Annotated in this window: 3 protein-coding genes and 4 pseudogenes; 1 reads left to right on the top strand and 6 read right to left on the bottom strand. The window is 39.1% G+C overall.

Going from position 1 to position 11,740, the window contains the following annotated elements:
- Positions 1 to 10 precede the first annotated feature (10 nt).
- The 6 genes and pseudogenes from ldtD to cmoM form a co-directional block, all read right to left on the bottom strand.
- Positions 11 to 1,737, bottom strand: a pseudogene (gene ldtD / locus BHE89_RS00175) (L,D-transpeptidase).
- Between the two features lie 350 nt (positions 1,738 to 2,087).
- On the bottom strand, positions 2,088 to 2,801 hold the full coding sequence (gene aphA / locus BHE89_RS00170) for an acid phosphatase AphA (RefSeq protein ID WP_023581332.1): 714 nt from the start codon (positions 2,799 to 2,801) through the stop codon (positions 2,088 to 2,090).
- 226 nt (positions 2,802 to 3,027) lie between these two features.
- Complete coding sequence (gene mukB / locus BHE89_RS00165) at positions 3,028 to 7,488, bottom strand: chromosome partition protein MukB (protein WP_069368250.1); 4,461 nt, start codon at positions 7,486 to 7,488, stop codon at positions 3,028 to 3,030.
- The gene (mukE, locus tag BHE89_RS00160; protein WP_069368249.1) at positions 7,485 to 8,216 is read right to left on the bottom strand and encodes a chromosome partition protein MukE; all 732 of its coding nucleotides are present in this window, start codon (positions 8,214 to 8,216) and stop codon (positions 7,485 to 7,487) included. The genes mukB and mukE overlap by 4 nt, the downstream gene beginning before the upstream one ends.
- Positions 8,197 to 9,521, bottom strand: a pseudogene (gene mukF, locus BHE89_RS00155) (chromosome partition protein MukF). The gene mukE and the pseudogene mukF overlap by 20 nt, the downstream one beginning before the upstream one ends.
- Positions 9,522 to 9,530: 9 nt before the next feature.
- Positions 9,531 to 10,305 (bottom strand): annotated as a pseudogene (gene cmoM, locus BHE89_RS00150) (tRNA uridine 5-oxyacetic acid(34) methyltransferase CmoM).
- A gap of 382 nt (positions 10,306 to 10,687) precedes the next feature.
- On the opposite strand from cmoM, the pseudogene elyC reads away from it, so the two are divergent.
- Positions 10,688 to 11,515, top strand: a pseudogene (gene elyC / locus BHE89_RS00145) (envelope biogenesis factor ElyC); the annotation flags it as partial.
- Positions 11,516 to 11,740 lie beyond the last annotated feature (225 nt).

The raw sequence follows: 11,740 nt of genomic DNA, 5'->3' as shown, positions 1-11,740 counted from the left end.
TTTATTTATATTAAAAATATTTCTTAATATTCTCTAAATAAGGTTGTGCATTGGTGGTGATTTTATCATAACCATAAATATCTGCACGATATTGAGGTGCATCTTCTGAGCTACCCATGCTGTTTGATAATATAAATAAACGGGAATACGCTCAGGAATTGGCGCATATTGTGTTGAACCACGTTTTAGTGCCGCATCAATTCTATCTTGTTTCCATCCAGCATCACCCAATAAAATTGAAGCAAGTTCAGAGGCTTTATTAACACGAATACAGCCTGAACTGATTGCTCGCATATTTTTTGCAAACAGTGAGTGATTTGGAGTGTCATGTAAATAAATCGCTTCTGAATTTGGCATATTAAATTTATAACGACCTAATGAATTTGTTGGACCTGGCGCCTGCCAAATACGATAAGGGAAATTAGCGGCACTCATATTTTGCCAATCAATATCGTAAGGGTTAATAGGATAAGCATCACTTCCCCACCCTGAGTAAATAGTATATCCCTTACGACTAAAGTAACTAGGATCAGCTTTGCCTCTAGGCACAATATCTTTACGCGTCATGCTTGTTGGCACATTCCAAGGTGGATTAACCACGACATTATTTAGTGCGCTACTCATAATCGGTGTTTTTCTATCAGGGCGACCGACAATGACTTTTGAGTCGAGAATAAGCTCGTTATTAGCATAAAAATAGAGTGAGAAGTCAGGAATATTAACCCAAATTCCCGTATTGCCAATGGCAGGGGTCAGACGAAGACGCTGAATATTTAATGCCATTATACTCGCGCGTTGTGCAGGTGTTATATTTAACCACGCCCGTGTTTGTCGCCCAATAACACCATCTGGCTCTAACCCATGCGCTGTTTGGAATAATTTAACAGCGGCAACTAAAGGCGCATCATAAACAGTCGTCGCCATTTCCTGCTCATTTTCTGCTAGCTCAGGAATTAATTTTAAATTACGTAAAATTTGTCTCAGCGGTACAACTTCTTGTGATGATTGATTTGGCTTTAATGATGCCGTTCCTTTCATTTCTGGCCAAACAACTGGACTATGTAACTGCTTTCGCACTTCCTCTTTCATTAAGGTGTAATAAGGGTGAGATGGGGCATAAGAAATAACAGAGCTACCTAAGGTGCTATTTTGAATATTTTGTTGTAATTCAATTACGGCATTATCAGAAGGAGCGGGTAATGCTTGTATTGCACTGCGATACAGTAAAGATGTACCTGATTTATTCACTTGCTCAACAAAACTGATATAACCTAAAAAAGCATCTGATAAAATAATATCACGCCCTTCTTTAGTTAATTCAGGTGTTTCTAATTGTGTTAGCCATTGCCCAAATTGGGGTTGAATGCCTGAAATAGCCACTTCTGCTATTTGTCCTTGTAATTGCTGGACTATTTTTTCATCTTGCCAAATTAATGCAAGATTATTCGCTTGGTACATTTTCACAAGCTGAGTTAAATATGAAGGTTTATAACCTATAGGGAGCCATGATTGTAGTTTTGTTCTTACTGCTAACTCAGTCAGTTGTGGTGCATCTATAGCCACAATTGCAGGTGATGGCATAACGTCGTTCTTCACAGGAACTAATGATGCGCTTTCTGCTTCGGGTGCAGATAACGTTGCCGACTCTGTTTCTGTGGCGATTGCATAATGCCCAGAAAGAAGTGTACCTATAACAAATGAATATGCGATTGCTCTTTTAATTGGTTGATGCGCCATAAATCCTCTACCCTCATCCCTTATTATTATTTTGGTATCCTAGAATATTAGATGAGCTAGGCAAAGAGTTTTATAGGAATAAACTAATATTTTTAACGTTTTGTAAGCCCTTGATAGAAATTTAATTTATTCAATCAAAAAAAGACTATTTCGCTACTTTTATATTCAAATATATAATTTAAATAAAGGCGCAACAAAAGAACAGAAAACAGACAAATTAAAGATAAAACTTTCAAAAATAATAAAGAAGTTTGAATGGATAAATAAGATTATTTGAATGGAAGGTATTTTAAAATAGAAAAGGCGCAGTTTCCTACGCCTTACAAATAAAAGTAAACAACAGGTAAAGATTAATATTCTGAATTAATAACAACTTCTTCACCAAACTGCCCTGCTTTTGGCAGTGGTTGGTAAGAAGAGTTAGCGGCACGTAGAATACGAATACCACGAATATTCAGTTCATCTGCTGCTGCGATATCGGCATCAGCATCACCGTAGTAAATTTTCAGTTTGTGATCACGCATCCAGCTTACTTTGTTATTTGCGCCAGGTTGGTCACCCGCAAAAATAACAGGCTGCATTTTATCTGCAGGAATATTTAAGCCTTCTTGTACATATTTGGTCACAGTCTCAGTTTTAGTTTGAGTACGACCAGTAATGAAATAAACCGTATCCCCACGTTTTAAGTGCATCTGAACAAGATCGATACCGACTTGTTTAGGCATACTGAATTTATCCCACTCGTTATTCATTTTTTCCCAGAATTCTGGGTTTTTCAGGTAGCTAAAATCGTTTGGTGAGTATTCTAGTTTACCACGGTAGAAACCTGGGCTTGAGAACAGAACGGTGTCATCAATATCAAAACCAACCGCCATCGGTGCTTGACCTGCAAGGCTTTTTTCAATATCAGCAACAGAAACCCAATGAATTGGTTGTTGTTGTGCAAGCTGTGCAACGGTAACGCCAGGGCTAACAACTTCTGGCATATGAACTTTTGCCATTGCTGCGCCATTTAAGCTTAACGCTAAAGCAATTGCACTAAAAGCTAACGTGACTTTACGCATTCTCTTTCCTTTAAATTTTTATATTAATCACATACGGGAATAATAATAAACATCATAATTACATTTAAATGAGATATGGCGCACGTTATACCACTTATAATTTCATTTTTTTTGTTAATTTACTTTCATTTTTTGATCTATGTAACACTTTAAAAAAATAAGGCGCTATCGGCATAAGCCCGTAGCGCCTTATTCTTGCCCTCTTGAGGCAGATAATGGAATAAAATTATTCTGTTATTTCAGCAACATTTAATGATGTAATTTTATCTTTTTCAGTCTGTTGACCAAATCCTTTTAACCCAACAACGTGTACATGTTCGGTACCATTGAACACTTTACGCACTAATTTATAGGTTGTTCCTTTTTCTGGACTGATATTTTCTGGTGCGGCAATAATTAATTGCATATCAAGGCGTTCGCAAAGCTCAAATAACGTCGCAATAGATTTCGCATCTAAACGCGCGGCTTCATCGAGGAAAAGTAAACGACAAGGAGAGATATCTTTTCCTCTTAAGCGTCGTGATTCTTCTTCCCAGCTTTGTACCACCATCACTAGAATTGACATCCCCGTCCCAATCGCTTCACCTGTTGATAAAGCGCCACTTTCTGCTTTTAACCAACCTTCTGGTCCACGATTAACTTCAACATCCATTTCAAGGTAGTTACGATAATCTAACAGCTCTTCACCCACAGTTTGTGGCATACGTTGACCAATATCCACTTGAGGATTTAAACGCTGATAAAGCTTCGCCATTGCTTCAGAGAAAGTAAGGTTTTGGTTTTTAAATAGATCTTGATACTGGCTATCTTCTTCAGATAACACATCCAATAACACTTGATGACTTTCACGAATATTAACGTTGAGTCGAACACCGCGTACCTGACCAAATGAAACCGCCTGCAAACCTTGGTTTAACATGCGAATACGATTTTGCTCGCGTTGAATAGTTTTACGAATAATATTCGCAACACTTCGTGAGCTAATTGCTAATTTTTGCTCACGGCTAGTCAACTCTTCAGTTAAGCGAGCAAGTTCAATTTCCATCTGTTCAATTGCATCAACCGGATCATCGGTTTTAATGATGTCTTGACGAATACGTTCTCTTAAATGCTGGTATACCGCAATAAAGAACTGAACTTTACGATCAGGATATTTCGCATCTTCTGAGCGGCGTAATGCATCACGTAAATATTCATTATCAGCAACCGCTTGACGTAAGGCACCTAACGCTTTATCCGACATTGAACGTAATTCATCAGCAGAAAGATAAGCAAAATCTCGTCGATGTAAACGACGCTCCATACCATTTTCTTTCACTAATCGCATAACCGCACACCAACCCGCTTTTGCACTCACAACATGCTCACGAATTTGAATGTAGTCACGTTCAAGTTTACGAATTTTCTTGGTTAGGTTGTCTCGTTCAGCCTCACTCAGTGCGATATCTCGTTCTAGTTGACTAATACGTGTACGGTTTGCACTTACCGCAGAATAGCGTTGATCGCGAAGTTCTTTCGCTCTTGCTTCTGCACCAATATCAATATGGATCCCAGTATCACGCATCTCTTGCTCAAGCTCTCTGAGTAATTCAGATTTAGTGTCAAAAGAGCTTTTTAATGATGCGAGTACTTGATTAAATTGAGCACATTGGGCTTGTTGCTGACGATAAAGTTCTCTTGCCGTGGCACGTTCTGTTTCTGCCATCTCTAAACGGTGACGTAACTTTTCGTTAAGATCACTATTTTCACTGACAATCTCAACAGCATCACTATAACTAAAGTGTGGGCGACGCTGTACCACTTCTACCAACAAGAAAGCCTGTTGCTGATAACGTTGTTGCTCTGACTTTGCTTGCTCGTAATCTTGCGCTAGCTGTTCATGCTCTTGTGGATCACTTTGCAAGATTGAAGCGATAGGCTCTAATGTTGCTAATGCTTTTTCGTGACGCTGTAAGTAACGCATTGATTCCTCAGCTGCGTACAGCTCTTCACGTAACTCTTCAACTCGATCGATCAGTGTTTCATCCATCAAGATATTAACTTGAGGAATAAGTTTATTAAGAAGATTTAGCGATTCTTTTGCTCGTGCATAATGTTGGCGCTGTTGCTGAGTGCTCTCTTCATACTGCGCTAATGCTCTTTCTAGCTCGTTACGTCGTTGGTTAAGCTGACGAATACCCTCTTCAGGATCGGCCTCAAATGCCACAGAAATATGTTGTCCCACAAACTGACTAAAGGCATGGTGAGCACGTTGGATCTTCTGTACATCAAAAGCTTGTGTTGCGTAAAGTTCAGCAAGCGCATCACGCTGACGCGATAAGATTTCTAATTGATTTTCACGCGCGGCTCGGCCAAACAAGGGTATTTCAGGGTAGCGCGAATAACGCCATTGTCTATCAGTACTCTTGATAAGAACCGCTTTATCCATCTCTTGGGCATTAAATACGCTGTCATCGAAAGATTGTGGGTCGCCTTCAATAAAATAGAGATCTTCAGGACAATCTTCTAATGTTTCTAATTGCGCCTGAATTTGAGATAAATCTTGCACAACAATGGCATGACGCGCTGGACCATATAATGCAGAGAAATAAGGCGCATCGTCTAACGTAATATCATCATAAATTTCTGATAATAAAACGCCATTAAAACGTTCTGCTAATGTAATTAATCGCCCATCTTCAGCACCACTTGGCTGACTTAAACGTTCAATTTGCGCTTCAATCTGTTGTTTGCGAGCGGCTGTTTCATCACGTAATACTGTTGCTTCACGCTCTTTTTCAAGTAACTGTTGCATATACTCTGTTACTTGATGACCGGTTTCAAAAGATTGACGAGTCTGCTCGCATAATTGTGTTAACGCATCTTGTGCTGCAAGCCATGCTGGCGCTTGTTTTTTCAGCTTTTCAATTTGTTGTTTAAGTTGATCCAGCTCTTGGCGCATTTGCATACGCTGTTCGCCAGATTCATTAACGTAATCGCTAAGCTCTTCAATTTTTGCTTCTAATTCATCTTGGAGAATTAACAAATCATCAGGTTCCATCGACTTACCATGATGTTTGTTAAACTCTTCAAGTTGACGTTCTGCATTATTTCGTTGATGTAAACGCTGTTCTAATTCAGCCAACTGCATACGAATAGGATGAACCCTATCCGCTTGATGTCGATGAGAAGACCATTCACGTAATGCCACTTTTGCAGCATCCCATGCATTTTGACGCTCAACCTCACCAACAATAGAACTTACCAGCTTATAGGCTTGATCAAATTGCGTTTTAGCCGCTTCAGAAACATTGAGTTTCTGCTCCATAGAAAGCAATGAATGTGTAATGTTTTGGATTTTTGCTTGGATCCGTTCAGCCCACTGCTCTGCATTGATTTCGTCTAAATCCGCAATATCACATTGTGCTTTAGCACGCTCTAAAGCCTGCACAGCTTGACGATATTGGATAGCGCGTGTTTGTTGTACATCTAATGCTTGCTGATAATCTGCTAACTGACTTTTCAGCTCATCGACTTCTTCTTCGGCTGATTCTACGCGTGCTTCAAGTTCTTCTTTCTTAGACGCGGCTTCTTCAACCACTTCGCTTTGTTCTTCTAAACGAAACGTTATTTCTTCTACATCAGCAACATAACGGTCAATTTTTTCTTGTTGACGAACCGCATTTTGCACTAAATTTAGTCGGTCGCTAGCCGCTTGATAATCGGCTTCAAGATCAGAAGATAACGCTTGTTGCTCTTCTAACTCTTTACCCATTTCAATAAAGCGATAAGCTTCGTTATTAATAGATTTACGCTGGCTCCATAACTCACGACGCACGGTTAAAGCTTCATCAAGATGAACGCGTCGCTCATTGGCATGGCGCATATAGTCAGCAGCAACATAAGATGTTGCTTCTGTAATTAAGTGCTTAAATAAGTCACGATCAGATTGAGTGACACGAATAGCTTCAAGCGTCATTCGGTTTTCACGTAATGCGCCTTCCATATCTTGGAACGCTTTTCTTACACCACTGTTTTCAGGGAGTAAATAATCACGTAAAGAGCGTGTAATCGCACTTGAAATACCACCATATAATGAAGCTTCAATTAAACGATAGAATTTGGCACGATCACTTGCTGAGCGTAAACGTTTAGGAATAACCCCTAAATCAAACATGACTGCATGAAAATCAGTGATAGAATTAAATTGTCTAAAAACAACCCCATCAATGGCTTCAACTTTTTCTTTTAATTCATTAAGCGGTAAAACACGGGCTTGGCGATCTGCAACAGCTTGTGTCAAAATTTCTGTTGGATTTTCCGCCATTGGCAACCCTTGGATCATAAAGGGTTTGATATCAACTTTCTTATCACGTCCTGCAATTTGCTGTAAACGAACACCGACCACTGCACGTAAGTGACGCGAGTTGATCACATCTAATACGGCATAACACACACCTGGACGCAGTTTCCCGTATAACCCTTTATCACGCGATCCACTTGTGGAACCCGCTTCTGTTGTATTACGGAAATGAAGTAGAGTGAGATCAGGGATCATTGCCGTGATAAATGCAGCCATAGTGGTTGATTTACCTGCACCATTACCACCTGATAACGTGGTCACCAGCTCATCTAAATCAAAAGTACGAGCAAAGAACCCATTCCAGTTGATAAGTGTTAATGAGCGAAATTTTCCCCGTTCAATCATTTATTTTCTTCCTCCGCATCATCTTCACTGGATTGTAAGTGCTCATCTTCATTTTCTTCATCATCATTAAGTGTTTCTGAGCTGTCTTCAAGTGCCATGGCTTCACCATCTCGGATCATTCGCATTTGAGCCTCGAGTGGAGAATCGCCACTACGTACATCGGCACCAAAGCGGAAAACAGATTCCGTGATCGAAAAACGCTGCATATCATTTAATAAGAATGAAATCATGCCTAAACGACGTAAACGATTTAAAGAGGTTCTCATTTTTTCTTGTAATTTTTGCAAATCAAGATCAGAACCTGTTGAGCGTTGATTCACTAAGCGCAAAAGTTTGGTTTCATCTGCTAATGTTCTTAATTCATCGAACAGTTCTTGAACGGTGAATATTCCCTGATTCGCTAATCGTTCAGGGCTAAGATAGAGATAACAAAGGATCTTCCCCACCAGCATATCCATTTCAGAAAGGACTGAGCGTGGAATAAGTGTGGTTGAACGAGGTCGCAAATAGAAAAAACCTTCTGGCGCTCTAATTAATTCAACGTTATAACGCGCATAAAAATCTGATAACTCATCTTGAAAATCCATCAAAAAAGCATGATTATCCAGAGAGTCTATACCGATATGTCGACCTGCACGTAACTGGCTATCCAGTTCAGGGAAAAGTGAGTTCGCTAATGCCTGCGCCAGTTTTGCTGGCATAAATTGTTCAGTATGTATCGATGACATGCGCTTGTACCTTAGCTCCATATTCGTTAATTTCTGACCATTTTGCAGGTAATCCTGCGAGCTCAGCTTTCGCTACACCTAATCGTACTGCTTGATCAATAACAATACGTGCAACATCGAAATGTTTCTGTTGCGGATAACGATTAAGGTATTCAACTAATACTAAACTGAGATCTAATGCTCGTTGTTCTAATTTGTAAGAAGCAAGCTCTTGCTCTACCCATTGCGCTATCTGTTCGTTCACTTCACTGAACATTTGATATTCAAGCTCTTCGGGTAACTCACCCGTGACTTCTTCATCACGTAAAACCAGTTCTTCATCACGCATATCAAACAACCGATCAGCATTAGCGTAAGTTAATGCCCATGGGTTGTCGAAATAGTTTTGTACCGATTGACGTAAGCGGCGAGAAAAAATACGGTTTTTATCCATATCAATCGCTGTACGAATAAATTTATGGACATGCCTATCATAGCCAATCCATAAATCAATAGATTGTTGACCCCAACTAATAATACGATCTAACTTACTTTGAAGTTCAAACACTAAGGTATCTATTTGCTCAACATGGCCTGTATTCATGTTCGCTTCTTGAATACGCAAGAGGTTAGCTTGAAGTTTATCACCCGCGGCTTCAAGCGTATCTTGTAGCTCTCTTAATGTACCCGACGTTTCAGACAACAACTGTTCACAGCTGGAAATAGCCGCTTGCCAATCTTGATTTAATAACTCAGCAATATCTTCTTTTACTGTATTTTGCTGCTCATCCATAATTCGCTGAGACAAATCAATGCTATCGAAAATTTCCGCCACTGAATATTTTAGAGGTGCAAAAACATTACGATGCCAATGATATTCATCACCGCCATCTTCAGCAGAGCTCGCTGCTGAATCAAGCTCACCCGCCACAATAGAAAGCTGCATAGATAAGCGCAATGATGAAAATTCACGTTGGCGAATATAGTAATCACTAATTCCAATTCCCAACGGAGTTAAACGGTATATTGCATTACCTTCTACCAATTCACTGGTAAAACGGTTAAAAAGTCGCTGCTTTACCATGTCATTAATGGCATTATTCGCGCGAACTTGTATTGATTCTGCGGGTTGCTCGAAGCCTTTACACACTTCCCTAAAGGCATCAATTAACTCCCCTTCACTCATTTCGCCATCAAGACGCTCACTGTTTAATACAGCGACTGCCATCAAAAAAAGCTAATCTTTCTGGTGGCAGTGAGATTGAGAAATCATTTTTTTCTCGCCCAAGACACTAACTCAGGAACGGTCTGGGTAAAATCACTCATAGTACATCCTTAATTTACACGCTTTTGTGCCATGACATGAATGTAACGCCCCAGACTGATATAGGGCTCTTGCCGACAATATCGTTGCTCTAATGCAAGCAACGATGGAAAGTCTTTATTCTGTAACTGACGACTTTGTAAATAATCATGGAAAACGCGGACACCGGTTTTTCCTAATATTGTCATCGAAAACTCATCTAGCCATTGATAAACATCTTCTGGTTGCAATGGGTTTTGAGGTGATAGCGATTTTTTTTCTTCTACGTGGGATCTCTGGATTTGCCAGATGAAAATTTCCTAAAATCGCATTTCTCATGACAATACCATTCGCATTGTAAAACATCAGCGATAAAATACCATGAGGTAACAACATATCGGTAAGAACATTTACGGCGTCTTTCTGATCCGTGATCCATTCCAATACGGCATGAAATAGAATTAAATCAACCCCTTCATCTATATGCTCTTTCATTTCTTGAGCGGCACAACAAACGAACGTCATGTTCTCGACAACACCCTCTTCAATCGCTGCTTCTTGTGCGCGATTAAGCATCTCTTGTGATAAATCACATAAGATAATTTGGTGTCCTAATTTAGCAAGCTGACGAGAGAAATAACCTTCACCGCCACCTGCATCTAAAATACGCAAACTCCGATTAGGTAAGAGGGTCAATAATTGTTGTAAATCTTCCCAAATCACCGCTTGACGTATTTTACCCTTTGTTGTGCCATAGATATTGCGGGAGAATTTATCTGCAATATCGTCAAAATTACGATCTGACATTAAAACGCCTCATGATAACAGCTGACTACTTGCGCTCTTTGCATTCTGATAAATTCAAAAATATGAGACACTGTACACAAATAATGACGGCAATTTTACCAGTGTTCTATGATACTGACTGTTTTCTCTAAAGAAATAAGTCATGAATCAGACTATTCGCAAAGCGCAGTATAAATATAACGCTTATTAATAAAAAATTTAACGTTCAAACGTTTATCGTTTTATAAATTATTAAACGGCTCTTTATTTCTATTGATGAAAACTTAATGAAACGTTGTTGTGTTAGCTATTTTGACACAACGTCTTAGAATTCCCCTAGTTTTCACTAAGCTTTCGCTATCAATTGCATGTATTTCACTCAATTTAGGATGATTTATGCTGTTTTTGCTCAAAAAAATATGTTGCAGGCTTTCTGATGCCCTTGCCTTTGCTCTTATTAATTGCCTTTTTTGCATTAGCACTTCTTTGGTTTACTCGTTGGCAAAAGACGGGAAAAAGCCTACTCACTGTCGCGCTTGTTCTATTAACTATTTTAGGTATACAGCCTGTTGCCGATACACTATTAATGCCAAGTGAAAAAGAGTATCAAGCTCGTTATGAATTACGAGAAAATTCGCAACAAGATGTGAACTACATTGTTGTTTTAGGAGGTGGATTTACTTATAACCCAGAATGGGCGCCAAGTTCTAATCTTCTTAACAACAGTTTGTTTCGTGTTGCTGAAGGTGTAAGACTCTACTATCGCAATCCTAACGCAACACTGATTTTTACAGGTGGTGCCGGTGTTAATAAGATAAGCAGTGCAGAGGTAGCGGCTCAAGTTGCACAATCTTTAGGTGTACCTGCTGAGAAAACTATCGCCTTATCAACACCCAAAGATACTGAAGAAGAAGCTTATGAAGTTGATAAATTAATTGGCAAAAAACCATTTTTACTTGTGACGTCTGCTAACCATTTAGCTCGTGCTGAGCGTTTCTTTTTAGCGCGAGGAATGAAACCTATTGTTGCACCAGCTAATCAATTGGCTATCACTTCACCATTACATCCTTGGGAAAAATATTTTCCTTCCGCCACCTATTTTCAACACAGCGAACGTGCATGGTATGAATTTTTAGGATCGATATGGCAATCAGTAAAACCCTCGGAACAACCTACAGAAATATCAGAAAATAATCATTCCCCGTCAGATAAAATAAATTCAGATAACTGATCTCTTCTCCATACTGAACCTCAACATAGAGGTTCAGTTTTCCTCAAATAATCAACTCGTTGAATACTCAAACAGATATCGATATTATTAATATGTATTATATTCTATAAAAAAGTTAATCACCATGTTACGAATTTAGATATATAGAACGCGCATTTAGAAAATAATTTTTATAATATTCATTAAAACCATATTAATAATATTGGTTTTTATTTATTAAATTTT

It is taken from the genome of Shigella sp. FC1967, assembly GCF_001743005.1.
GTDB lineage: Bacteria > Pseudomonadota > Gammaproteobacteria > Enterobacterales > Enterobacteriaceae > Proteus.
This window is presented reverse-complemented; position numbering and strand designations above follow the sequence as displayed.

Bases quoted from the DNA above. Each gene is read 5' to 3' on its own strand.
- mukE (WP_069368249.1), bottom strand. From the start codon at position 8,216: ATGTCATCGATACATACTGAACAATTTATGCCAGCAAAACTGGCGCAG.
- aphA (WP_023581332.1), bottom strand. From the start codon at position 2,801: ATGCGTAAAGTCACGTTAGCTTTTAGTGCAATTGCTTTAGCGTTAAGC.
- mukB (WP_069368250.1), bottom strand. From the start codon at position 7,488: ATGATTGAACGGGGAAAATTTCGCTCATTAACACTTATCAACTGGAAT.